The organism is Sideroxyarcus sp. TK5, assembly GCF_054601595.1.
On sequence record NZ_BAAHSJ010000002.1, the window covers coordinates 343,672 to 369,182 of the forward strand.

Annotated in this window: 22 protein-coding genes; all 22 read left to right on the forward strand. The window is 54.7% G+C overall.

Annotated features, from left to right (window positions below; all coding sequences use genetic code 11):
- The first annotated feature begins 10 nt into the window (after positions 1-10).
- The 22 genes from ACYPYQ_RS04745 (at position 11) to ACYPYQ_RS04850 (ending at position 25,272) form a co-directional block, all read left to right on the forward strand.
- Complete coding sequence (locus ACYPYQ_RS04745; protein ID WP_459720505.1) at positions 11-1,045, forward strand: HD-GYP domain-containing protein; 1,035 nt, start codon at positions 11-13, stop codon at positions 1,043-1,045.
- Positions 1,029-1,487, forward strand: coding sequence for a bacteriohemerythrin (locus ACYPYQ_RS04750; protein WP_459720508.1), 459 nt, complete (start codon positions 1,029-1,031; stop codon positions 1,485-1,487). Before ACYPYQ_RS04745 ends, ACYPYQ_RS04750 begins: the two co-directional genes overlap by 17 nt.
- An 895-nt stretch (positions 1,488-2,382) precedes the next feature.
- On the forward strand, positions 2,383-2,853 hold the full coding sequence (locus ACYPYQ_RS04755) for a hypothetical protein (protein ID WP_459720511.1): 471 nt from the start codon (positions 2,383-2,385) through the stop codon (positions 2,851-2,853).
- A 76-nt stretch (positions 2,854-2,929) separates the two neighbouring features.
- Positions 2,930-3,199, forward strand: a complete 270-nt coding sequence (locus tag ACYPYQ_RS04760) for a helix-turn-helix domain-containing protein (protein ID WP_459720513.1) — start codon at positions 2,930-2,932, stop codon at positions 3,197-3,199.
- On the forward strand, positions 3,196-3,936 hold the full coding sequence (locus tag ACYPYQ_RS04765; RefSeq protein ID WP_459720516.1) for a hypothetical protein: 741 nt from the start codon (positions 3,196-3,198) through the stop codon (positions 3,934-3,936). Before ACYPYQ_RS04760 ends, ACYPYQ_RS04765 begins: the two co-directional genes overlap by 4 nt.
- 334 nt (positions 3,937-4,270) lie before the next feature.
- Positions 4,271-4,738 carry a conjugative transfer protein MobI(A/C) gene (mobI, locus tag ACYPYQ_RS04770; protein ID WP_459720518.1) on the forward strand — a complete coding sequence of 156 codons (468 nt, stop codon included), beginning with the start codon at positions 4,271-4,273 and terminating at the stop codon, positions 4,736-4,738.
- 62 nt (positions 4,739-4,800) lie between these two features.
- Positions 4,801-5,097, forward strand: coding sequence for a hypothetical protein (locus ACYPYQ_RS04775; RefSeq protein ID WP_459720521.1), 297 nt, complete (start codon positions 4,801-4,803; stop codon positions 5,095-5,097).
- Between the two features lie 193 nt (positions 5,098-5,290).
- A complete protein-coding gene (locus ACYPYQ_RS04780) occupies positions 5,291-6,913 on the forward strand; it encodes an N-6 DNA methylase (RefSeq protein WP_459720524.1) in 1,623 nt (540 codons plus the stop codon).
- Positions 6,913-8,139 carry a restriction endonuclease subunit S gene (locus ACYPYQ_RS04785; protein WP_459720528.1) on the forward strand — a complete coding sequence of 409 codons (1,227 nt, stop codon included), beginning with the start codon at positions 6,913-6,915 and terminating at the stop codon, positions 8,137-8,139. The genes ACYPYQ_RS04780 and ACYPYQ_RS04785 overlap by 1 nt, the downstream gene beginning before the upstream one ends.
- On the forward strand, positions 8,132-9,385 hold the full coding sequence (locus tag ACYPYQ_RS04790; RefSeq protein ID WP_459720531.1) for a hypothetical protein: 1,254 nt from the start codon (positions 8,132-8,134) through the stop codon (positions 9,383-9,385). Before ACYPYQ_RS04785 ends, ACYPYQ_RS04790 begins: the two co-directional genes overlap by 8 nt.
- Positions 9,386-9,413: 28 nt before the next feature.
- Positions 9,414-11,099, forward strand: a complete 1,686-nt coding sequence (locus tag ACYPYQ_RS04795) for an RNA-binding domain-containing protein (RefSeq protein ID WP_459720534.1) — start codon at positions 9,414-9,416, stop codon at positions 11,097-11,099.
- Between the two features lie 129 nt (positions 11,100-11,228).
- Positions 11,229-14,417, forward strand: a complete 3,189-nt coding sequence (locus ACYPYQ_RS04800; protein ID WP_459720537.1) for a type I restriction endonuclease subunit R — start codon at positions 11,229-11,231, stop codon at positions 14,415-14,417.
- 307 nt (positions 14,418-14,724) lie between these two features.
- Positions 14,725-15,366, forward strand: coding sequence for a hypothetical protein (locus ACYPYQ_RS04805; protein ID WP_459720539.1), 642 nt, complete (start codon positions 14,725-14,727; stop codon positions 15,364-15,366).
- A 21-nt stretch (positions 15,367-15,387) separates the two neighbouring features.
- Positions 15,388-16,467 carry a helix-turn-helix domain-containing protein gene (locus ACYPYQ_RS04810; RefSeq protein ID WP_459720542.1) on the forward strand — a complete coding sequence of 360 codons (1,080 nt, stop codon included), beginning with the start codon at positions 15,388-15,390 and terminating at the stop codon, positions 16,465-16,467.
- Positions 16,468-16,591: 124 nt separating this feature from the next.
- Positions 16,592-19,189, forward strand: coding sequence for a DEAD/DEAH box helicase (locus tag ACYPYQ_RS04815; protein WP_459720547.1), 2,598 nt, complete (start codon positions 16,592-16,594; stop codon positions 19,187-19,189).
- A 532-nt stretch (positions 19,190-19,721) separates the two neighbouring features.
- Complete coding sequence (locus tag ACYPYQ_RS04820) at positions 19,722-20,600, forward strand: replication initiator protein A (protein WP_459720551.1); 879 nt, start codon at positions 19,722-19,724, stop codon at positions 20,598-20,600.
- Between the two features lie 334 nt (positions 20,601-20,934).
- Complete coding sequence (mobI, locus tag ACYPYQ_RS04825) at positions 20,935-21,402, forward strand: conjugative transfer protein MobI(A/C) (RefSeq protein WP_459720554.1); 468 nt, start codon at positions 20,935-20,937, stop codon at positions 21,400-21,402.
- The gene (locus ACYPYQ_RS04830; RefSeq protein WP_459720561.1) at positions 21,399-21,791 is read left to right on the forward strand and encodes a hypothetical protein; all 393 of its coding nucleotides are present in this window, start codon (positions 21,399-21,401) and stop codon (positions 21,789-21,791) included. Before mobI (ACYPYQ_RS04825) ends, ACYPYQ_RS04830 begins: the two co-directional genes overlap by 4 nt.
- A gap of 3 nt (positions 21,792-21,794) precedes the next feature.
- Positions 21,795-23,618 carry a conjugative transfer system coupling protein TraD gene (gene traD, locus ACYPYQ_RS04835; protein ID WP_459720564.1) on the forward strand — a complete coding sequence of 608 codons (1,824 nt, stop codon included), beginning with the start codon at positions 21,795-21,797 and terminating at the stop codon, positions 23,616-23,618.
- 5 nt (positions 23,619-23,623) lie between these two features.
- Complete coding sequence (locus ACYPYQ_RS04840; protein WP_459720567.1) at positions 23,624-24,223, forward strand: hypothetical protein; 600 nt, start codon at positions 23,624-23,626, stop codon at positions 24,221-24,223.
- Between the two features lie 4 nt (positions 24,224-24,227).
- Positions 24,228-24,734 carry a metal-dependent hydrolase gene (locus ACYPYQ_RS04845; protein WP_459720570.1) on the forward strand — a complete coding sequence of 169 codons (507 nt, stop codon included), beginning with the start codon at positions 24,228-24,230 and terminating at the stop codon, positions 24,732-24,734.
- A gap of 13 nt (positions 24,735-24,747) precedes the next feature.
- Positions 24,748-25,272, forward strand: coding sequence for a DUF2726 domain-containing protein (locus ACYPYQ_RS04850; RefSeq protein WP_459720572.1), 525 nt, complete (start codon positions 24,748-24,750; stop codon positions 25,270-25,272).
- Positions 25,273-25,511: the final 239 nt, after the last annotated feature.

Here is a 25,511-nt window from a genome sequence, read left to right on the forward strand (position 1 = left end):
GGTGAACGATATGACCGACATGGCCGATAAAGGCAAGATACTGGTGGTAGACGACACACCGGCCTCGTTGAAGTTGCTGGCAGATCTGCTCAAGGCGGAAGGTTATGAGGTGCGCGCTGCGATCAGCGGTGAATTGGCGTTGCATGCCGCCAGCAGCAGCCCGCCTGAGCTGGTGATGCTCGATATCCGCATGCCGGGGATGGACGGCTATGAAGTCTGCCGACGCCTCAAGGCGCAACCCGAAACGCGCGAGGTGCCGGTGATCTTCGTCAGTGCCGCCTCGGAGACGGAAGAGAAACTTAAAGGCTTCGAGATCGGCGCGGTGGATTACGTGACCAAGCCTTACCAGCGGGATGAGTTGCTGGCCAGGGTGCGCACCCATCTGGAGTTGAACAGATTGCGCCACCACTTGGAGGATATTGTGAAGGCGCGCACGGCCGAGCTGCAGGCCAGCCAGAAACAGCTCAAAGCCAGCCTGCTCGAATCAATCTCGGCGCTGGCTGCGACGGTCGAGCTGCGCGATCCCTATACTGCGGGCCACCAGCGCCGTGTGGCGCAACTCGCGGTCGCCATCGCGACAGAGATGCAGCTCCCGGAGGCGCAGGTCGAGGGCATCTATCTGGCCGGTGTCGTGCATGATGTCGGCAAGATACAGATACCGGCAGAGATTCTCAGCAAGCCCGGCAAGCTGTCTGACTTGGAATTCGCCCTGATCAAGCAGCACCCTCAGGCTGGCCACGAATTGCTCAAGACCATCGACTTCCCATGGCAGATCGCCACCATCGTGCAGCAACACCATGAGCGTCAGGATGGTTCCGGTTATCCGGACGCGCTACAGGGCGAGCAGGTCCTGCTGGAGTCCAGAATCATCGGGGTGGCCGACGTGGTGGAGGCGATGTTTTCCCATCGTCCCTATCGTCCCGGGCTGGGCATCGAGGCGGCGCTGGAAGAGATCGCGCGCGGACGCGGTACGCGCTACGACGCACAAGTGGTGGATGCCTGTGTGGCGTTGTTCAGGGAGAAGGACTATGTCATCCCTAATTGAAAAATCTCCGTGGCGATTGGAATGGCAGGACGGTCTGAGCGTCGGCATCCCGGAGATTGATGCCGATCATCAGCGCTTCGCCCGTCTTGTCAACGAACTGAACGAGGCCATCATCGCGCGCATGGGACTTGCCGAGATCAAGAAACGCTTGCGGGCCATCCAGCAGGATGCCATCGCGCATTTTGCACATGAAGAACAGATATTTAAGCAATGGGGCTACCCGGAGGCGGAAGAGCATGCGCGCAAGCACGCCGAAATCCTGCAATGTTTGCAGGGCATCATGGGCAGGTTCGAATCTGGCGGGTTGGAGTATGAGTGGGTCGAGGCGGGGCTCGAGGTCAAGAATGCGCTGATCGACCATCTCCTAGCAGAGGACATGAAGTACCGCGACTACTGGCACCAGAACAGTTGTGGAAAAAGACCGCTTCAGCGCCTAAAATGAATCGACTTACACATCCGCTTGACCAGCATCCGCTGATTTTGAATTTCTTTTGATGATGTTTTGGGTAATTGGGATGCGGAATAGTTTGAGCAGAAGATATGCTGACGAGCTTTGGAAATCTGCCGTGCCATTTTCCGGACTTCGGCCTTATGTGGTGCGCTACATAAGGCCGATTATGTAGACTGCTTGATTGTGTGGACTTGATGCTCTGCGCCCACCCTAAGTCCTTTGCTACTGCGGAGGTCGTTAATGCAAAGTTCTACATAATCCGCAATCCACCAAGGGTGGGGAGTTGTTGACGAGGTGTCACTCGCATAATCGACATTGCGGCACTATCAGTGCCTGTGCGGTCTCACAGGAAATCTATGACTGATTTTCTTTTACAGGCAATTGCCTAGCTCCAGAAATTATGTCGACTTCGCACAATCAATTTCTTCGGAGAAGTCGCTTGGCAAATTACTCGCAAGCCAAACTTAACGCAGTAGCAAGGAAATTAAATGAACGTCCAAGAAAGCCATAATCCGTCATCACCATAGGAATTGGACTGCTACATAGTAGCCTGTCGTCAGGGACTGCACGGGTTAGGAATCGCCACTCGATCACCTTCAGATCAGTGTCTATGAATGACTGGAGTTGGATGTGAGGCGGACATCGCTTCTGCCAGATCAGACAGACATTTCAGCAAATCCCCACAGTCCGCTTTGGCCGAGGTGCAGAAATAGAAGGCATGGCTGGCAAACTCTTAAATGATTTAATCGAAATTCCGTTCCTGAATTTATCACGCGCTTTTACTTATATTTACTTCCATTTACCGCTTTGTTTTTTCCAAAAATATCTTGGCAATCCGATGAAAAAATACTTGTGTTTTTAAGCGGTGGTGAATTACAGTTGCTGCATGAATCTGGTGCAAAAAGCCTTGGATATGAAATTCTTCGATGCGCAGCCAAGCGAATCCTGGCAGCACATTGAAGCTTTGCTTTTGCGGAGTTTCAAACCTCTGATGGTGCTGTTGGTAGTAAATGCCTTACTCGTGATTACTTTCCGAATCGACGCAACTTTGCAGCTATTGTTCGACTGGCTTCAACTCTTGGCTCTATGCCATGGGATTTTTTCGATAGGTGCAGCCTGCTTTAAGGTATTCATGAGCGCCATGATATCGGCTGCGCTGAGATGGATCGGTTCTGGCCGAGTCGGGTATCTATGTATCTCGACAATCCATGTCATGATGAATTCCTTGAATGCATTGCTTCAGCGCATGGAGGTTCAATCTATCCGGGCCGTTGTTCGAGTCAGAATCGCGCTAGGCATCGTTCACCCCTCCTTGTTTGCCCGTCTAATCCCCACTCCTATTTTTCGTCGCGCTTAAAGCGTGACGATTATCAGCCCCGTCCGCTTGCGCTGTACTTCCTTCGGGTTGTTTCTTTACCTATGGAGTAAGCAAAATGGATACCACGTTATATTTGACCATCCCTGAAGCTGCGCACTTGCTGCGCATTGCACCTCAAACGATTCGCAACCACATCTTTAAAGGAGATTTCCCGATACCTACAACGCTTCTTTGCGGCAGGCGATTGCTTCGCCGCTCAGATGTCGAGGCATTCGTGCAAGGCGATCCTTTAAATGCACAGCAGCAGAGCACTGCAATCCCATCATTCAGTAAGCGTGGTCGTCGACCCAAGCAGCCCCCAAAACAAAATGGGGGGAAATCATGAGAGAGAGCTCCTTGGTTCCAACGAATCTGCTGAGTTGGCCGCCAGTGGCACGCCGTTTGCCGGAGGAGAAGTTGATTCTTGCGGCACTCTGGTTTGCCCCCTGGATGAGTTGCGCGGGATACGGTGAACTTCCGCTTTGCCCCTTTGCCGCATCGCTGGGTATCTCGCCAGAATCTACCGAGACGGGCATAACGAATCTCGAAAAAGCAGGCTTGGTGTTTGTTGATGGTTTGACGGCGGAACTGGCCCTTGATGGCTGGTTCCGATTTCATCGCTTCAGAACGCCTACGTCGAGAACGATGCTTAAACGAGAGATCTCGAAAATCCGTTCGGAAGCCATTAAAAAAATAGTTTCTGAAAAATCATTAATTTGCCTGCCAACTACAACACCATCTGCATCTTCAGAATCAACCACCACCACAGATGCAAAGGTGAAGCAGCTTGCTGAGCCGCTGCAACAGGAATTTGACGATCGAATGGCACTATATTTTCCGTCAACAATTTCGCAGAGCGAGCGCAAATGTCTTCACTCCATTCTGGTGCGCAACAAGATCCAACAAGATCAATGGCAAGTCATTCTGGATGAGCTTTTCGGTGCTATGACTCATCGTGAAATCAACAGTCCCGTTGCGTTTACGATGGCTCTCGTTCAGCGAGCTGCTGACGGGAAATTCACTCCCGAGCGTGGTGTTGCAGTTGCTCAGCGGAGAATGGATGAGGAGGTGGATTCAAAATGACAGTGGCATTCCAGTACGTCTCCAGCACGGCTGAGCACTATCTAGCACGAAGGCTACTGCGGTCAGTGGTACCACAGAACCTCTCGGGAACATCTCGTGAAAATTGGCCTAGGAAGTGGGCAGGGCACTTGTCCTGTAGTGCAACTCCAGAGCGGCTGGCAAATCATCACTCAATACAACCAGCGAACGTCATTCTGAGTGCCGGAGGAAAATTCCGCACCACAAACCAAGCTGATTTCGCCGTGCGGTTTCCCCTATTTCCGCACAGAGGTAAAGCTGGGCGAAAGCAGCATCCCAGAATTGAGACAAAAATTCCGCATACGAGGAGAATCGAATGAGCAATCTGAACAGAAAATCACCCTGTATCGAAGAGGCGTTGGACAATCTTATCCTTCGTCTGGGCGATTTGAGAGTAATGGCAGAAGCGCTGTGCAATCAGCACTTTGAATTTGTCATGGCCGAGAACAAGCGAAGGGCATGGGTGGAGAGGAGCATTCTGTACGCGCAACCCCGTGCACGAGACAACACGCTTGCCATCAACTGGTTCGAAATCCGCTGGTATGGAGCCAATGCGGCAAAGACCCGCCGTATGGAAAAGAAGGTCATCATCAAGCCCAAAAACAAACATGGCTACAATATGAATACGTTGCTAAAGCGCGCCCAGTATTGGGAGGTGGATATGGTCACCCGTATTGAGGAGGAACTTATCCCGATACGTCGAGAAGTGTCCTTCATTGCAAAAGCCCTTGGATATCTGCACCACATTGAGGATACCCATCAGGCTGCTTGCTGGGCTGACTAAGGATAAGCTCCTGCTGTGCGTCATATGCATCATTTGTAATCACTTCTGGATAAGGAGCCACCATGAAATATCAGGATGACCATCTCTTCCTGGATAAGGATGAAGTGAAGTTGCTATCTCTGGTCACGATGAACAACGTGGAGGCTTCCTATCCAGCAGTGAAATTCATTCAGGGGCTGAATGAGATTCAAGCCGAGGCGGAAGCGCACATTCAGCAGGTCGCACTTCAGCAAACTGCAGAAAGCCGTCGTTCGCTACAGATCGACATCCTGAAGCAGTTGATCGGCACCTGTGAGAAGTTTAAAGGGCGCGCATATGCCTCAGCCCAGAATGCGGGCTGTTCGATACAGCTGCATTGAGGCTTCCAGTGCGAGGGGGCTGGAATGATTCGTATACTGGCCACTGCCACGTCAGGGGAGATTGGGGTGGACCAGTTAGGCGTAAGGCTGTGCACACCCTTATAGATATAGGCCAAACGGCATATATGTCTTGAAGCCCCCTTCGTGCTAGCATCCGGCGATAAAACAACAAGCTACAGAACAGGGAAGCCGCATGCATTGGATAGCACCAACAGAACGAGATACAGCCACCGACACCATTGAAAAACGACTTTGGGATGCAGCCGACCAGTTCCGGGCCAATTCCGGGCTGACTGCGGCACAATATTCCGCCCCGGTGCTCGGTCTGATCTTCCTGCTGTTTGCCGAATCTCGCTTTGCCAAGCGCCGCAAGGACCTCGAATCAGTCGGTGCAACTTCCCGCCGCTCAACAAGCCGGATGGATGATCCTGCCGCTTACCATGCAGAGGGCGTTATGTACCTGCCCGAAGCCGCCCGGTTCGAACATCTGCTTAACCTGCCGGAAGGCGCGAACGTAGGGCAAGCCATCAACGATGCCATGGCGGCGATCGAGCAGCACAATCCGCAACTGGCGGGCGTGTTGCCGCGCACGTTCCAAATCTTCACCAGCACCTTGCTCAAAGAGCTGCTGAAGAAAGTCTCCGAGATCCCTGTCAGCCTCGACTACGATGCCTTCGGCCGCATCTACGAATACTTCCTTGGCCAGTTTGCACGCACAGAAGGTCAAAAGGGCGGCGAGTTTTATACGCCCAGCTCCATCGTGCGCCTGCTGGTGGAGGTGATCGAACCGTTCCATGGTCGCATTCTCGACCCCGCCTGCGGCTCCGGCGGCATGTTCGTGCAGAGCGCACGCTTCGTGTCCGAACACCAGAAGAATGCCGCCGATGAACTGTTCATCCACGGTGTGGAAAAGACCGACGACACCGGACGCCTGGCACGCATGAACCTTGCCATCCACGGCCTTGAAGGCGACATCCGCCACGGCGGGCACATCAACAGTTACTACGACGACCCGCACGAGGCCGTTGGCAAGTTCGATTTCGTCCTCGCCAATCCACCGTTCAACGTCAACGCCGTGGACAAGGATAGGTTGGCTTCGGACGTGGGCGCAGGCCGCCGTTTCCCCTTTGGTGTGCCGCGCACCGACAACGCCAACATGCTGTGGATACAACTGTTCTATTCCAGCCTGAATGCCCAAGGCCGCGCCGGCTTCGTCATGGCGAATTCCGCTAGCGATGCACGCAGCAGCGAACAGGAGATCCGCAAACAGCTGATCGAAGCCCGCGCTGTGGACGTGATGGTCGCCGTCGGCCCCAACATGTTCTACACCGTCACGCTGCCATGCACGCTGTGGTTCCTGGATAAGGGCAAGCAGGGCACATTGCGCGCCGACACCATCCTGTTCATCGACACTCGCCACATCTACCGCCAGATCGACCGCGCCCATCGCGACTGGGCAGATGTGCAAATCGGCTTCATCTCCAACATCGTGCGCCTGTATCGCGGAGAAGCGCCGGATTACACCTTGGGCGGCGAAGAAGCCAAGGCCAAGCTGGTAGAGGTTTTTGGTAAGAAGCCGAGCTATGCCGACATCCCCGGTCTGTGCAAAGCCGCCACCCTGGCCGAAATCGAAGCTCAAGGCTGGAGCCTCAATGCAGGGCGATATGTTGGTGTTGCTGCAGGTGAAGAGGTCAGCGACGAAGATTTCAAGGAAAAACTGGAAGCGCTGAATGAGGAACTGGAAGTACTGAATGCCCAAGCGCGTGAGTTGGAGCAGACAATCGCACAGAATATGACGGCAATTCTGGAAGTCTAATGATGGAACTGGGGGAACTTTCTGAACTAATAGTTGATTGTGAGCATAAGACTGCTCCGACACAGGAGGTCGGCTATCCGTCAATTCGCACTCCAAACATTGGGCGTGGCTACTTCATCTTGGATGGTGTCAATCGGGTCTCTGAGGAAACCTACAAGCTTTGGACCAAGCGTGCCGAGCCACAGTCTGGTGACATCATCATGGCTCGTGAAGCTCCCGTTGGGAATGCAGCGTTGATTCCAGACGGACTAAAACCGTGTCTGGGGCAAAGAACACTTCTGATTCGGCCTAATCGATCAAAGGTATTTCCTGCTTTTCTGAACTACTTGCTGAATGGGCCTGAAATTCAGGGGGCCATCCATGCAAAAACAAACGGAGCTACTGTTGCGCACTTAAACATGAAGGATGTGCGATCGCTCCCGATTCCAGAACTTCCGCCAATCTATATCCAACGCCGCATCGCAGGCATCCTCTCCGCCTACGACGAGCTGATCGAAAACAACCAGCGGCGCATCCGCATCCTGGAAGAAATGGCGCGCAGCCTCTACCGCGAATGGTTCGTCCACTTCCGCTACCCCGGCCACGAGTCCGCTCCGCTCGTCGATTCACCACTTGGGCAGATTCCGCAGGGGTGGGAGGTGAAGAAGCTTGGTGACCTAATCAATTACAAGCGCCGATCAACGAAGCCGGGCCAGCAACTGGATGAACGTCGATATGTTCCTATTGATTGCCTGCCTTCAAAGAGCCTTGCATTGTTGGAGGCCAAACCTATTGAGGAAGCTCAAAGCAGCCTGCAACTGTTTGAGAAAGGTGACATTCTTTTCGGCGCGATGCGCCCTTATTTCCACAAGGTTGTAGTCGCGCCGTTCGCCGGAGTAACACGGACAACGTGCTTCGTGTTTAAACCAATGCAGCCTGGATGGCATGCTTTTGCGACGATGACCGTGTTTGACGAGACAACGGTTGCTTACGCCAACGCGCACAGTCAGGGCGCGACTATCCCTTATGCGGTATGGGATGGCTCGCTTTCTGAAATGCCGCTTGTCTTGCCGTCTACTGAAGTATTGCAACGGTTTGAGACTGTTGTGGCTCCTATGCTTTCGCAGCTTGCACAATCTTTTTTTGCATTGGGCAACCTTCGCCGCACCCGTGACCTGCTTCTGCCACGCCTGTTGTCTGGTGCTATAAATATACAAGCAATCAATCAGGAGGAAGCTCATGTCTAGATGGAACGATCAGTTTCAAAACCATGCTTTCAGGACTTCGTGGAACTCGATGAAAGCGTTGCTAGATGATGCTGAACTTGAGAAAAATAATAACGAGCCTGCGGTTAAAGAGATTGCTCGACTTCGCAAGGTCGTGAAATATATTGATTCTGTCATGGAGCAGATTGATCCTGAGTTGATGCCGATTTCGTTGTTTGACACGCTTAACCAGCACGCAACCAACTCCATTTCACAGTTGAATACATTTAAGAGCAATCAAGCCATCGGGCATTTGCACAATGTGAATTCATATATTGATTCGATCATAACAATTTTCAGCCAGACGCCTTTTATGCTTGCGGGACAACAGAAGGGAAATCTCTCGAAGGCTGCGAGTGCCTATTCCGAAGTGCTTGACCGGCACTTGGACCGATTAAATGAGGCGGTGGATGCTGAGGTCGGGGGCATTAAAAAGAATGTCGAAACTATTCAAATATCCATCAGCGAGAATGAAAAAACTCTTGCCGCCTTGAAAGAACAGCTTCAGTCAGTTAGCCAGACTATCCAGAAGCAGACTGCCGAATTTAATACCCAATTCCAGGCAAGCGAAAAAGCCAGAGTTGATAAATATGATGTCGCTTTGGCTAAACTCGAAAAACGGATTGATGACGAAGTTGTTAGGCTGGGTACAAAGGCTGACGCAGAATTCGAGAAGCTGTCAACTAAGGCTGGCACAACGCTCGAGGTGCTTGGTAAATTCCATGATGATGCCGCCAAGGTTTTTGGCGTGGTGGTTAACACGCTGCAAGCTGGTGCCTATTCTTCATATGCAAATGAAGAGAAGAAGACGGCAAATATATTGCGTTGGTCGGCAATCGCGCTGATGATCCTTGGCGTTGCAGTGTTGGTGATTCCTGAGATAGCGAAGTTTGTCAAAGAAGCAGAAAACTACGTTCTCGACTGGCATGTCACGCTTGGCCGAATACCATTCTCGATCATCTTATTCGTTCCTGCCTTTTATCTTGCACGGGAGTCTAATAAGCACAGAAATACCGAAGTGCTGAATCGCCGGCGCGAGTTGATTCTTTCTACAATCGATCCGTATCTGGCGCTGTTGGATGACGATAAGGCACAGCAAATAAAGCTTGAGATTGCCAAGGGTATTTTTTCTGAGGGTGCTCAATCAACTGCTGATTCAAGCACTGAAGAGGCGGGCAATCTGATCGCTCAGATCGCGAATTTAATTAAACAGGCTCGGGATAAATGAATCTCCATGTCTATGCTGGGGGGGCCGCGTGATCAAGCCCGAATTAAACGCGCTGCTTGACCGCCTGCTTGCACTGCCGGTGGAAACCGAATGGGTGGAGTTCAAGGAAGCCAAGTTTGATTTCGGTGCTAATGACCTCGGGCAGTATTTCTCGGCACTATCCAACGAGGCCAATCTGCATCGTCAGCCCTGCGCGTGGCTAGTGTTTGGCGTGAAGGACAAGCCGCGCCAGATTGTTGGCAGCCAATACCGCAATACCGCCGTCAGCCTGCAATCGTTGAAGCAGGAGGTGGCGCGTGAGTTAGCTCCGAACCTCACTTTCGTTGATATTTTTGAGCTTATCCGCCCCGAAGGGCGGGTTCTAATGTTCCAGATCCCGCCTGCGCCTGCTGGGATGCCGGTGAGCTGGAAGATGCACATGTATGGGCGCAATGGCGAATCTTTGGCGGGTCTCTCCATCGAGAAGATCGAGCGCATCCGGCGGCAGGCTTTGCGTGTGGATTGGTCGGCCGAGTTGGTGGTTGATGCCGGGATGGCTGATCTCGATGCCGAGGCTTTGGCTTTGGGGCGGCAGAAGTATCGCGAGAAGCATGAGGGTAATGTGCGCTTGCTTGCGGAGGAAGCAACTTGGGATGACGCCAAGTTTCTCGACAAGCTGAAGCTGCGCATCAATGTGCAACTCACGCGCGCTGCGTTGTTGCTGTTTGGCCGGGATGAGGCTGCGGCTAAGTTGCCTGTGCAGCCGAAAATCAGTTGGATTCTGAAAGATGCGCAGAGCATGGATGTGGACTATCAGCATTTTGGCCTGCCATTGCTCAAGCTACCGGATGCATTGTTCGCACGGGTGCGCAACCTGACGGTGCGCTATATGCCGCCGGGCACATTGTTTCCGACCGAGGTTCCGCAGTACGACAATTGGGTGATCCGTGAGGCGTTGCATAACTGCCTCGCGCACCAAGATTACGCTATGGGCGGACTGGTGCGAGTGGTGGAAAAACCGGGTGAGCTGATTTTCAGCAACCTGGGCAATTTCATTCCCGGCTCCGTCGAGCAGGTGATCGAACAGGATGTGCCGCCGGAAGAATACCGCAACCGCTGCTTGGCCGATGCGATGGTGGAGATGAAGTTGATTGATACCATCGGCAGCGGCATCCGCCGCATGTTCATGCTGCAACGAAATCGCTTCTTCCCTTTGCCGGATTACCTGATCGATCGTGAGCGTTCGCGGGTGGAGGCGCATATCGCGGGGCGGCTGATTGACGAGCGCTATACCTTCGCGCTGATTCGACATGCGGATTTGACGCTACATGAGGTTATCTTGCTGGACCGTGTGCAGAAGCGGTTGGAGATTACTCCTGACGAGGTGAGGATGTTGCGCGGCAAGAAACTGATTGAAGGCCGTGCACCTAATTTCTTTGTGGCGGCAGATGTAGCTGCCGCAGTCGGCGATGCCGCCCAGTACACACGGAACAAGGGGCTGGACAAGGTGTTTTACAAAGGGCTGGTGATTAGCCACCTGACGAGTTTTGGGGCAACGAATCGTGAACAGATTGAACGGCTACTGTTGCCAAAGTTGCCGGAGGTTCTAAGTGAGGAACAGAAGAGGAACATGGTAAAAAACTTGTTGGCTGAAATGCGCAGGGAAGGAGCAGTAGAACCAACTGGCAAAGGCCCGGGAAGTGGTTGGTCATTACCTCTAACGCAATCAGATTAACTATGCTCACTGGCCATCGCTATGTCCCGCTATGTCTCGTTTTATCCCATTCTTATCCTTCTTGTGACTGCGGACTATTGATAGTGCATTGAAATATTAGAAAAAATAATTGGATAAATAGGATAAAAATTGAGCTACACCGAGGATAGCCTCGTCGAACAACCCGCCATCCAGCTCTTTGCCGAGCTGGGCTGGGAGACGCTGGTCGCCTCGGAAGAGGTGATGGGGGAGAGTGGCACGCTCGGCCGTGAGACGAAATCCGAGGTGGTGCTGGCCGCGCGCTTGCGCAATGTGTTGGCGCGATTGAATCCATCCTTACCCCCTGAAGCAATCAACGCCGCCGTGGATGAGTTGTCGCGCGACCGTTCAGCAATGACGCCTGCCGCCGCGAACCGTGAGCTCTGGGCATTGATGCGCGACGGGGTGAAGGTGTCTGTGCCTGACCTGGCGAAGGGCGGGGTGAAGGCCGAGCGGGTGCGGGTGGTGGATTGGGACGATGCCACTGCCAATGATTTCCTGCTGGTGAGCCAGATGACCATCGTCGGCCAGCTTTACACCTGCCGCCCGGATTTGATCGGCTTCGTGAATGGTCTGCCGTGGGTGGTGATCGAGCTGAAGAAGCCCGGTGTGCCGGCCAAACAAGCCTTCGACGGCAACCTCACCAGTTACAAGCATGCGCAGAATGGCGTGCCAGCCCTGTTCTGGTCGAATGCCTTGCTCATTGCATCCAACGGCACGGATAGCCGCGTCGGCTCGCTGACCGCCGACTGGGAGCGTTTCTTTGAGTGGAAGCGCATCGAGAGCGAGGACGAACCGCGCCGCGTGTCGCTGGAGGTGATGTTGCGCGGTCTGTGCGATCCCTCACGCTTGCTCGATCTGACCGAAAATTACACGCTGTTCTCCGAGCACAAGAGCGGGCTGACCAAGATCATTGGGCAGAACCATCAGTTCATCGGCGTGAACAACGCCATCCAGGCCATGCTCAAGGCACGCGAGGAGGGGCATGGGCGCGGCGGTGTGTTCTGGCAGACGCAGGGTTCAGGCAAGAGCTTTTCGATGGTGTTCTTCGCGCAGAAGGTGCTGCGCAAGATTCCGGGGAACTGGACATTCGTGGTTGTCACCGATCGTGTGGAACTGGACGAGCAGATCGCCAAGACTTTCGCCGCATGTGGCGCAGTGAGCGATGCGACCGCCTGCCATGCACAGAGCGGGGCACAGCTGCGTGAGCTGCTTTCCGGCAACAACCGCTATGTATTCACGCTGATCCACAAATTCCAGGCCGCCGAGGTGCTGTGTGACCGGCGCGATGTGATCGTGTTGACCGACGAGGCGCACCGCAGCCAATACGACACCTTGGCCCTGAACATGCGCGCCGCGCTGCCGAATGCCATGTTCGTCGCCTTTACCGGTACGCCGCTGATCGCCGGCGAGGAGCGCACCCGCGAGGTGTTCGGTGATTACGTCTCTATCTATGACTTCCAGCAGTCCGTTGAGGATGGTGCGACCGTGCCATTGTTCTACGAGAACCGCACGCCCGAGCTGCATCTCGACAACCCAGACCTGAACGACGACATCTACGACTTGATCGAGAACGCCGACCTTTCCGAAGACGCCGAGAGGAAGCTGGAGCGCGAGCTGGGGCGGCAGTATCACCTCATCACCCGTGATGACCGCCTGGATACGGTGGCACAGGACATCGTGCAGCATTTCCTCGGGCGGGGATTCCAGGGCAAGGCGATGGTGGTCTCCATCGACAAGGCGACCGCGCTGCGCATGTATGACAAGGTGCAGAAGTACTGGAAGATCGAGCTGGAAAATCAGCAAAAAGAGATTGAAAAGTGGAACAATCTGCCGGGGTACGTGGGGACGCTGGACCCTGAAGACAGCCCGGAGATGAAGCACGAGTTAGAGTTGGAAGAGCGTCTGGATTACCTCACGGGAACTGATATGGCCGTGGTGGTCTCTGCGGGGCAGAACGAGATCGAGCAGATGGCGAAACTGGGCCTCGACATCGTGCCGCACCGAAAGCGCATGCTCGATGAGAAGCTGGACGAGAAATTCAAAGACCCCAATGACCCATTGCGCCTCGTGTTTGTGTGCGCGATGTGGCTGACCGGCTTTGATGCACCAAGCTGCTCGACGGTGTATCTGGACAAGCCGATGCGCAACCATACCCTGATGCAGACCATCGCCCGCGCCAACCGCGTCTATGCCGGCAAACAGAGCGGCTTGATCGTGGACTACGCGAATGTGTTCGCTTCGCTGGAAAAGGCGCTGGCGATCTATGGCCAGGGTGGCGGCGGTGAGATGCCGGTGCGGGATAAGAAGGCGCTGGCGGACGAGCTGCGCTATGCCATCAATGACGCGAATATGTTCTGCTTGGAGCTCGGCATCTCACTCGCTGAAATCGAGGATATGCAAACAGCCAACTTTGCACAGGCTGGTGCGATCCAGGCGGCCGCAGATCGTTTGATGGCACCAGAGACGATCAAACGCGATTTCCTGGCTCTGGAAGCATTGGTAAATAGTTTATATCGCGCAGTGAAGCCCGATCCGGTCGCGGTCGAGTTTGCCCAGCGCTGCGGTTGTCTTGCCGCAATAGCCGAGTGCATCCGTACCGTAACTGACCCTCCGGATATTTCGCACATCATGCGGGGGATTCAGAATTTGCTCGATGCTTCAATTGAGGCTGAACCTTTCAAGATCCGGCAAAAGACATCGGCTTATGGGCAGATCGATCTTTCCAAGATCAATTTCGAGGCATTGCGCAAACGCTTCGAAGACAAGAAGCCAAGCAATACGGATGTCGAACGGCTGAAGGCGGCTGTGCGCGCGCAACTGGAGCGCATGGTTCGCCTTAACCCTACGAGGGCGGACTATCTGGCCAAGTTCCAAGACCTGATCGAAGGCTATAACTCCGGTAGCCGCAATATCGAGGAGATATTCAAAGAGCTGTTGGCGCTGTCTCAGGTGCTGACTGACGAGCAAACAAGGCATGTGCGCGAGAACCTGAGCGAAGAAGAGCTGACGATCTTGGACATCCTCACCCGTCCTGCGCCAGAGCTAACCACCGAAGAGCGGGATGAGGTAAAGAAGATCGCGCATCACCTCCTGGAGAAGCTGCACAAGTTGTTGGTGCTGGGATGGCGGCAGAAGATATCCACCCGTGCCCGCGTGAAGATCGAGATCGAGAATGCTCTGGATGAGGGGCTGCCGCGTGCCTATTCCAAGGAGCTCTACGAAGCCAAGTGTTCAGCTGTGTTCGAGCATGTGTACCAGAGTTATCAGGGGGAAGGGCGGAGCGTTTACGCTGCTTGATTAAGTTGGATTAAACAAGTGGATTTCTGTGGCATGCAGAATCATCACTGCCAGCAATGCGTTGCTTACCTGCCGCTCGGCCAATAGCTGCGGGTGGCAGTCTCCCCCGGATCTCGCGAACTCATACGTGCGGTCAATGCTACTTTTCAGAATTTTGGAATGTGGTCAAATGCCCACACATTGATGTCGTTCACACGCTTCGGTGGGGGGGCGTGGCAACGCCGCTGTAATATTCTGGATAAAATTCACACATGTTGATTAATTTGACCTACAATGTAGGCGTTAAAAATCAACATGCCCATAACTTATGACCCAGCAATCGCCCATTGTTATTAGTGAAGATTATTCTGTCCATCAGCAGTTACACTCGCTCGGGCTGACGGCGGATATAGTCACGTCCATAGCTCGGAAAGCTGCGGCAGCTAAGGCCGAAGCCCTAGAGATCGACCCTTCGAGCACGCCGGGCACCTTGGCCTATATCAATGGCGTCCGGGCCATCCGCATGGAGCTCTTGCCTCTGGGCTGGCGACTAAGCCGTACCGGCAACGTGGAGGCAACAGTCAACGACAAGATAGGGGTTCAGATTTGTTTTCAGAACGTCGACATCGCCTGCACAGAACAGAACCCTCAGGCCATTTCTGGGAAAGGAGCTGGGTCGCGCAAGCTCATCCAGAATGGTCAGGCTGAGCTGTTCAATCGAGACGCTCCGGAGGCAGTTGACGCCATTGGCAGTACGCCGACCGTGTGGGCTGTTTGCGTGAGCGCAGATTCCAAGAGGTTGCGGGCCGAGGTGTCTTGCCCTGAAGCCTTCGAGGGCAACCAGTTCGAGGGCTTTAGTAAACGTATCTGGGTCGTTGATGAGGATATGGAACCCACGCCCTGCGACATCGGTCGCCCCGACGATAACAGCGGTCCCGTAGACCATGTGGTACGAATAGCAAAGAAGTGAAGATGAAGAACGAATCAGCGTATGTTTAACGGGAGCAGGCTTACGCTAGCTCGAAAGCGCAGACAGCTCACAAAAAAGGAACTGGCAGAGAAGGCACAACTGACAGCTCTGACGCTAACGCGTTTAGAGGCAGGCGATACCCCAGAACCGGGCAGCGACACCGTGCGCGCGCTGGCCCTCGCCTTAAATTACCCGACGGAATTCTTGTATCTCAGCGACAGCGAAGCGCTTAGTGCCGAAGCGGTGAGCTTTCGTAGTTTGTCATCGCTCACGGCTCGCCAGCGCGACGCAGCTCTGGCAGCGGGCGATTTGGCGTTTGAATTACACGGTTGGGTGGCCGAGAGATTCGAGCTTCCCGTAGCGCAGCTGCTTGACCTGCGTGACGAAAATCCCATTGCGGCTGCCGAGGTTCTGCGCAGCCATTGGGGGATGGGATCTAAGCCGATCGAGCATATGATTAAGCTGTTGGAGTCCAAGGGTGTTCGGGTCTTCTCGTTGGCCGAGCAGCACAAGCATGTTGATGCCTTTTCCTGCTGGCGAGACAATACTCCTTATATCTTCTTGAATACCTTCAAGTCAGCGGAGCGTAGCCGTTTTGATGCGGCCCACGAGCTGGCCCACCTAGTCCTGCACATCCACGGCATGACAAATGGCGGTCGGGATATCGAGCGCGAGGCCGATATGTTCGCCTCGGCGTTTCTGATCAACCGGGGCGACCTGATTGGTCACTTGGGCCGGGTCAACTCCCTGACGCAGCTGGTGTCCGCTAAAAAACGGTGGGGCGTCTCGGTGTCGGCTCTAGCACGGACAGCGTTCGATGCCGGTCTGATCTCTGACTGGCACTACCGCGATCTGTGCAAGCAGATGAGCCACTTGGGATACCGAACTACTGAGCCTCAAGGTCTTGCGCGTGAGAAGTCCATACTTTGGCGCATGGTCTTTGATGAGCTTTGGAAGGATGGCATTACTAGGGACCGCATCGCTGCTGAGTTGCACATCCCGCTGGATGAGATCGAGTCATTAGTGGGCGAGCTGGTCACTCAGCCACCTCCACCATCCGTGCCGGGCGACAAGAGGCCGGTACTGAAGATCGTGTCTTAGAGCGCGCCTCCGCGGGCTAGAGAAGTGGTGCCCAGAGGCGAAAGCTGAAATTAACATGCAATTAATGGAGGCGAGCCGGTACAGTAGATTGGGCCGACATGTCGGCTACAGGGAGAAAGTGAAAATGGCATTTAAGAAACCTACAATCACCGCCGCCGTTCCGGAAAGCCCAGACCGACTCTTCCGCGACCTACCCAGGCGTCGGCACCCCAGCCTATTTGACCACCAGGGACAGATGCTGCGGAACTACTTAGCCAAGGCGCTCAACGCGAAGGACGTCGCGCTTCAGTTGCCGACGGGCAGCGGCAAGACTCTGGTCGGCCTGCTGCTGGCGGAGTGGCGTCGCCGCAAGTTCGGCGAAAAGGTGGTCTATCTATGCCCGACGAAGCAACTGGTTAACCAAGTGGCGGAGGAGGCCTCCGCTAAGTACGGCCTGTCCATCGAGGCCTTCACCGGTGGGGTCAAGGACTACGCACCGGCGGCCAAGGCCGCATACATGGACGGTGAGAGGGTCGCCGTCACTACCTACAGCAGCCTGTTCAACACCAACCCATTCTTCAAGGATCCGGACATTATCATCGTCGACGACGCCCATGCCGCCGAGAATTACATTGCCGCACAATGGACCCTGTCGATGTCGCGCCTGAACGATGATACGGTTCACTTACATAACGCAGTGGCCAGCGTGATCAAGCAGGCGATTCCGGCCAGCAGCTACGCCCGCATCATGGGTATCACTCGCGACGTTGACGATGCGTCCTGGGTGGACAAGCTGCCTACTCATATGCTCGCGGAAGTGGCTGACGAACTGGCATCGGCGATTAGCGGACATGTTGAGGATACGCGCGAGCGCTATGCTTGGAGGAGTCTGGTGGGCCACTTGAACGCATGTCAGCTATATATGTCGGCCACCGAGATCATGATTCGTCCGCTGATTCCGCCAACGTGGTCCCATGCCCCCTTCGCTGGTGCGAAGCAGCGTATCTTCATGTCGGCCACGCTTGGTGCTGGTGGAGACCTAGAGCGGCTCACTGGCCGCCCGAACATACTTCGATTGCCGATTCCGGAAGGATGGGATGTTCAAGGTATCGGCCGCCGCTTCTTTGTCTTCCCTGAGAAATCGCTGAGCGAAGACGACACCCTGACACTGCGCCATTCGCTCATGCGCGCTGCGGGTCGCAGCTTGGTGCTAACCCCAAGAAAGGATAGCGCCGAGGAAATCAGGCAGGACATCAGCGATAAGCTGGGCTACCCCGTGTTCGACGCGGACTCACTGGAGAAAACCAAGGCCAAGTTCGTGGCAGAGGAGAGAGCTGTGGCCGTGATCGCGAATCGCTACGACGGCATCGATTTTCCGGATGACGACTGCCGGCTGCTCTTAGTTGAGGGCCTGCCCAAGGCCACCAATCTTCAGGAGCGCTTCCTGATGACCCGCATGGGTGCCAACCTACTATTCAACGAGCGGGTCCAGACCAGAATCATGCAGGCCTTGGGGCGCTGCACCCGCGGCCTTAACGACTATTCCGCAGTCTTTGTGACTGGCGTAGACCTGCCTACATATCTGACCGATCGCAAAAGGCGCGTGCACTTCCACCCAGAGCTGCAAGCCGAAATCGAGTTCGGCATCCTGCAATCGTCCGAAACCACAGCTCGGGAGATATTGGAAAATTTCAAGGTTTTCCTTGAGCATGACGATGCTTGGCAGGATGCCAATGACAGCATTCTGGAGATGCGCAGCGCTGCGGAGCAAGAGGACTTTCCTGCGATAGATGAGCTCACGGGCGTGGTCGCCAATGAAATCGAATGGCAGACCTCGATGTGGAATGAAGACTATGAGCGTGCCCACGATGCGGCGAGAGACGTATTGGCGGGCCTCAGTGACGCTGGCCTCCGAGGCTATCGCGCGCTGTGGTTCTATCTAGCTGGTGCTGCGGCAGAAAGTGCAGCCGCAGAGGGCGTGGCCGGCTTCGATACGAAGGCGCGTCAGGCCTATCGCAAGGCAAAGGAAGCGGCAACTGGCATTCCCTGGCTAGTGACATTGGCACGAGGCGGAACAGCGGAGGCTGAGGAAGCGGCGGCCACTAATAACGCCGCGCTTATGCTGCAGGTAGAGCGCCTTGAGGCCTACTTGGCCAGACTCGGTACGTTGCACAATCGCGACTTCGTAGTACGGGAAAACGAAATTCGCAGTGGCCTTGCTTCGGCAAAAACGTTCGAACGCGCCCAGCAGCAGCTCGGCGAGCACCTAGGCTTTGCCGCCGGCAAGGAAGAGTCGGATGCATCGCCGGACCCTTGGTGGCTGATTGGCGACCAAGTGATTGTCTTTGAGGACCATGCCGGCGCTAAAGCGGACGCCGTCATCGACGCCACCAAGGCTCGACAGGCCGCTTCACACCCAGACTGGATTCGCACACACGTATTGGGTACAGAGTCGGCCACAATCGTGTCGGTGCTGGTAACCCCGGCCACTAAAGCCTGCAGCGGTGCCATGCCATCGCTGGGCAGAGTGAGCTACTGGCCATTGGAGGATTTCCGGCAGTGGGCGGAAGTAGCGCTGGTAGCAATTCGCGATCTGCGCAGGACTTTCATGGAGCCGGGTGATCTCGCTTGGCGCGCAGAAGCTGCGAGGATTTTGGAAGACGCACGGTTGGATGGCACCAGCTTGGCTAAATGGCTATCTGAGCGTTTGGCCAGCGACATCATGAGCCCCGTGTCAACCTGACGAATTAGATTCAAAATTTGTAATTTGGAGACTATACGTCCTTGGCACCGGAAAATCGCCTTACAAGCTTTGAGCTGCTACTCATAAACAAAATGTCTCAATCGCCCAGTTCAATGCACACGCGCTGACTGCCATGACCATGTATGAGACTGCCAAGGCCAACGGGGCCAACACCTTGTCGTCAAAGATTTTCGATGAGTTGAATCCCATGTTGTCGGAAGAATGGGAGGCCGTGAAAGTGACCTTGAAGATATATCGCCTATTCCAACGCAACTACAGAACGCCTGCAGGTTAGCTGACAATAAGACTGCGTTTCAATAGCGCTTGCAGAACAACTGCAGAGCATGTGAACGATATGCCAGTAAGGTGCACACACACGGCAGGGCGCCTACAGTAGGCTTAAGCTTTGCGCAGTCCAGAAGAGTTTCATCCTCTATCAGGAAATACGGTTCAAATTTGAACCGCATTCAAGGGATTTCCCCTCCCCGAAAAACTAGACTTCGACGGTCAATCAAATCGAAGTGGTATCGCAATGGGGAAGCAACAAGCCATCAGAATCAAATCATCCGCGTTCAAGCTCATTGCATCCCTAGACCTGTTCGCAGCATCCTTTATCAAGGATGAGGATCTATTTCCTTCGGATGCCCCGCCAGCTGATCGGCAGGCCATGTATGAAGAATTCTCGGCCGACTTACCATTCTGCTCGCCATTCGCGATTTCAGCAGGGGACGTGAAGCCCAGAAGGTTCGAATACAAGGGCAAGTTCATGGAGTTCAAGCCCGGCCCCAATGGACTCCCGACCATTCGTGATTTCGATGTGCTGATCTACTGCGTCACGTGGATAGCCAACGCGGCCCTGGACGGACGGGATGCCGATGTAGGAGCAACCTATGAGTTCGAGATAGAGGACTTCTATCGCTTTGCAGGGCGGCCACGGCACGGTGAGCGCGAAAGCCTTTTCATTCAAGGTCTGGAACGTCTTGTTGACTGCAGCATTTCGACCAATACCAAGCCCATAGGCCTCGAATATGCATCGCTGAATTTCATCGAGAAGTACCAGCTGGGTCGCGACGAAGCAGGGCGATTAAAAACGGTTGAAATCAGGCTGCCGCACTCGATTTACTGCCTTGCGCACAATGAATTTTTCGACAAGATCCATCGCGATTACTTCAATCAGTCGGCTGTACGCAGGCTGATCTACCTGTTCCTCAAACAGCACTGCGGGAGCGCAGAAAGACTGACCGTTTCATACGCAAAGTTGCATGAAGTGACAGGTTCGACCTCGCCACTGCGCAAGTTCAAACCACTCATCGACGAACTGATAGCCAAGCCGCTGCCGGAATTTTCTTCCGACAAGGACGATGGGGCGGAAAAACTTTCCGCGATTCGAACCTATAAGTTATCAGCGTAGAGCGGAAAAATATTCCACATGCAACACCATGAAAGTAAATGTGAAGTTTTGACGCTGAAGCCGGAAGGTTTTTCCTCGAAGCATCCTTTTGATGTGAGAGCGGAAGAAAATTCCGCAACCGGAAGAAAATTCCGCATGCGTTGTGGAGACGTTTTCCGTACTCAACCTATTGAAATTACGAAGGACGATTTTTCCGCGATGTACGAAAACAAGGCGAAACCAGAGTACCAATTTACCGCGCCGCGAGAACCTCGCGGCCTAGAAGTAAAGCTAGGCCTTAACAGGGTAAGCAAGGTGGGTAATTGTTAGGTGAGCTGCTACTTATGGAGGACGTATGGAGACATTGAGTGAAGCATTGGGGCATGCCAGCGAGGAGGCAGAGAAGGCGCTCGAACACCTGAAGAATTGCGTTGAAGAACTCGGGACCAAAGCCGAGGAGTTATGCAAACAGCATTTCGAACTGGTTATGGCCGGAAACAAGCAGAAGTCATGGAACGACAAGAGCGTACTTTTTGTTCAGACGCGGATTCGTGGTAACAGCTTGACAGCGAATTGGTACGAGATTCGGTGGTATGGCTCAAAGTCGGCGAAGACGCGCCGTATGACAAAGAGGCTTATTCCCAAGCAGAAGGGTAGCTATGGTTACAACTTGGCTGTGCTGGGCAAGTTGGCCCAACCTTGGGAAATGGACGTGATTGAAGCCATTGAACCGAAGCTGAGTGAAATTCGCCGCAGGGTCTACCTAACAAACAAAGCGATCACATCACTCAATCATGTAGTGCGGGGCGCGCAGCCGAAATGAGCGAACTAGGCCAACTCATCCGGGCGCTGGCGTCTCTCTCGTGGCGGTACAACACCTTCCGTGGCCGCTGGGGCGATATGCCTGACTCGACAGGCCTGTGCATTGCCTTGGGCGTCTTGTCATTCGCGGCTTGCGTGCTGGCGGTCTGGATTGAATATGGCGGCGCTGTTGCGGTGGCGATACCGTCAGTCTGGCTGGGTGCAATCTGGCTGTTCGCCTCGCACGATGGGTCGATGGGGCTGAACAAGCGCCTTCTGTCTGCCGTGTTCCTGCTCACCATCCCCGCGATGGCATTCCTGACTCTGGTTGGTGCTGGCCAGCCGTTCATTGAAGCGTTGGTCGGCGTGTACCTCTCCGCAACCATCCTCACACTCAAGACAAGGGAATAACGCATGGCAAAGTCGTTTGACTGGGAGAATCCTTGGCGTCCGAACATCGAGGCCAAGATGGCGGCGGTGTGGGGCGGGGCGGCAACGGCGACGCTCATGATCGGCAAATACATGCCGGTTCCCATCCCTATGAAGTTCAGCGCGATCGCAGCGCTCGTGTGCACTGGCATGGCCGCCTACCGTGGAATTGCAGCCTACAACCGCTTCGTGGACAGCTCGCGCCTGAATAACTCAGGCTTTGAATTCATGAGCATCGCGGAACTGGCGCAGAAGACAGAAGAGGCGAAGAGGAATAAATCGGTCTGGCTGGGCGACGGATTCGACTGGACGGACATCGAGGCCCAGAAGATGCACTCCATGATTGGCTTGGGCATCGCAAAAACCATTGGCAAGAGCACCAACGCACACGGACTGAACGGCGCGTACTGGCTGCATGGGCTGGATGAAGAGACCGACCGATTCATGAGCCTCGACAACCTTGTGGGGCATACCGGATTCGTCGGAACTACCCGAGTGGGTAAGACGCGCGGCATGGAGCTTCTGATTGGCCAAGCCATCCTTCGCGGAGAGTGCGTCATTGTCATCGACCCCAAGGGTGATCACGCGCTCCAGGAGAACATGAAGCGCATTTGCGAAAAGATTGGGCAGCCCGAACGGTTCGTCTACTTCCATCCGGCGCACCCTGAACGCTCGGTCGCGATCGACCCCATGCGCAACTGGAACCGCCGTACAGAACTCGCCAGCCGGGTTGCGGCCCTGATTCCATCCGAAACAGGCGCTGACCCATTCGCGGCTTTTGGCTGGAAGGTGCTCAACGACATCGTGAACGGCTTGGTGGCCACCGGTGTCAGCCCGAACCTCGCGCACCTCAAGCAATACATCGAGGGCGGCGCAGACAACCTTGTGCTGAATACCCTGCGTCACCACTTCATCGACCACGTGGCCGATTGGGAGTCGCGCTCAAGCGGCTTCGTCAAAAAGCACAAGGACAGGGTTCTTGAAGCCTACATCGACTTCTACAAGCAGATTGCCATTCATGAAGCCCAGTCATCCGACCTGGACGGCCTGATCTCCACCTTCGAGCACAACCGGGACCACTTCCAGAAGATGGTCGCCTCTCTCATCCCGATTCTGTCCATGCTCACCTCGGACCCGCTGACCGACCTGTTGTCGCCCACGGCAGAGATCGGCGGCAAGCGGAAATCGACCGACATGGCCAAGATCATCAACAACAGCCAAGTGCTTTATCTGGGGCTGGACAGCTTGGCGGACGGCACCGTTGGCAGCGCAATCGGCTCCATCATGCTCGCCGACCTGACTGCGGTGGCCGGTGATCGCTACAACTACGGTATCGACTCCATTAAGCCGGTGAACCTGTTCATTGACGAAGCGGCCGAAGTCATCAACCAGCCGACCATCCAGCTGATGAACAAGGGCGGCGGTGCGCTGTTCCGCGTCACGTTGGCCATGCAGACCCTTGCCGACCTCCCGGCTCGTCTGGGAGATGAGAACAAGGCCAGACAGGTGATGGGCAACATCAACAACCTGATCTGCTTCCGTGTGACCGATGGCGACACGCAGGAATACATCACAAACGGCCTGCCGAAGTTCAAATACAAATCCATCACCTTGCGTTACGGACACGGTGCTGACGCACACCTGCAGGATGAATACAAATCCTCGTATCAAGAGTCCGTCAACGAAGAAGAAGCGCCTGTCATTCCCCCCGCAATCCTTGGCGAGCTAGCGCCGCTTCACTTCTTTGCGAAGCTCTCCGGTGGCCGAATCATCAAAGGCAAGATCAAGATACTCCAGGACGAGGAATAATCACGATGGCTGAAAAAAAGAACAAAGGGAGCTTCGGCGCGACCATAGCGATGGTTGCAATCTTGGCGGCCGCCGCCGTGTGGGCGCTGATAACCCCAGAGTACCTGATGGGCTCCCTCCAGTCGGAACGCGACTTCTCGATGAAGTTGGGGGGCGTGGATGCGGATCACTGGATCTACACCCACTCCATATCGGGCAGCATGGACATCATCAAAGACTCCACCTCGGTCATCAAAGGCACAGAATCGCTGCCGGCGCCGGTCAGAAGATGGGCGCAGGAGCGCATCATCGTTACCTGGTTGTGGGCCTCGCTCATCACCTACCGCGCCTATATGCTCCTGCTGTATTTCTTTGTCTTGATGCCCTTTGTGTTCGCCATCTCGATGGACGGATGGGGTGTGCGAGAGATCAGCATGCACCGGTTTTCATCGCAGTCGCCGATGAAACACCGGATGGGCGTGGTCATCTCCAACGCCAATCTGTTTTTTGTGGCGTTCTGGATGGTCTTGCCGATCCCGATTCCGGCCGTATTCGCGCCGCTCTCTATCCTCGCGATGGGGATTGCCAGCTGGATCTGGTTGAGCAACTTGCAGAAGCGGATTTGAGACCATGATGGCCTTCACCCATGCCGCTGCCGGGGCAGCTTCTTCGCTCCTGGTTGCGCAATATCTTCACGCGGGGCCGATTCAAACGTTGCTGGTCCTGTCCGGTGGTGTTGCTGGAAGCTATCTGCCCGACATCGACCACCCGAAAAGCGCATTCGGAAGCCGCGTTTTACCGCTTTCCTTGCCGATCTCCGCGATATTCGGGCACCGCGGTATCACGCACAGCCTGATTGCGGTCGTGGCCATGTCCTGCCTCCTGTGGTGGGTGTTTCAGCAGGCCAACTGGCACCAAGGCATCGCGGTACCGGTGCTGGTGGGAATAGCGGTCGGGTATCTTTCGCATCTGATGGGGGATTGGCTGACCAACTCTGGGGTGCCGCTGCTATGGCCAAGCAAAATGCGTTTCGTCTCGCCGCTGAAACTGTGCACGGGGGACTTCCGGGAGTACATTCTGGCGCTGTTGATGTATGGCTGGGTGGCCATTACGGCCATGCGGATCTTTATCAAGTGAAAGGGAGGGATTGATGTCGATATTTTTATTCGTGGTCTTCGTGGTTCTGATAGTCGCCGTATTTCTGGTGTTGATGCGTCTGATGGCGCAACGCTCACAAGGCGCGCAGGAGTATTTGAAAAAGCCGATTCTGACTGACAACGAGAAAGAGTTCTTTGGGCGGCTCATTGAGGCGCTACCGGACTTCTACGTGTTCCCGCAAGTGGCGATGGGGGCGATTTTGCAGCCAGCCGTGACCAGACAGGACAAGCGCAACTATTACCGCATTCGCGGGACGTTCTCGCAGAAGATGGTTGATTTCGTGGTGTGCGACCAAGCGCTGAACATTGTCGCGCTGATCGAGCTGGATGACCGCATGCACTCGTCAGAAAAGGACGGGAAACGGGATGCAATGACCAGTCAGGCAGGGTATGCGACGTTGCGCTTCAACTCCAAGAAGAAACCAACCGTGGCCGAGATTGCAAAAGCGGTAGAGGGCACGAAGTCACCGGTGACTGATCCGGCCCTGGCTCAATTGGCGAATAGTCCGAAGGTGTGACCATGGCAAGCATAACGATGTGTACCGGCAAAGGCTGCGCTGAAAAGAATGATTGCTACCGCTATCGCGCCATTCCATCACCAGCCGATCAGAGATGGCAACAGTTCGACCCAAGAGACACTGCTAAATGCTTTTTTGTTACCCGAGAGGAACATCGGTTGATGAACACGAATTGGCAGAATAGGCCCGAGTTCGCGGGAATGATGAAAAGCGTTTGCAGTTCATTATTTGCACTTGCT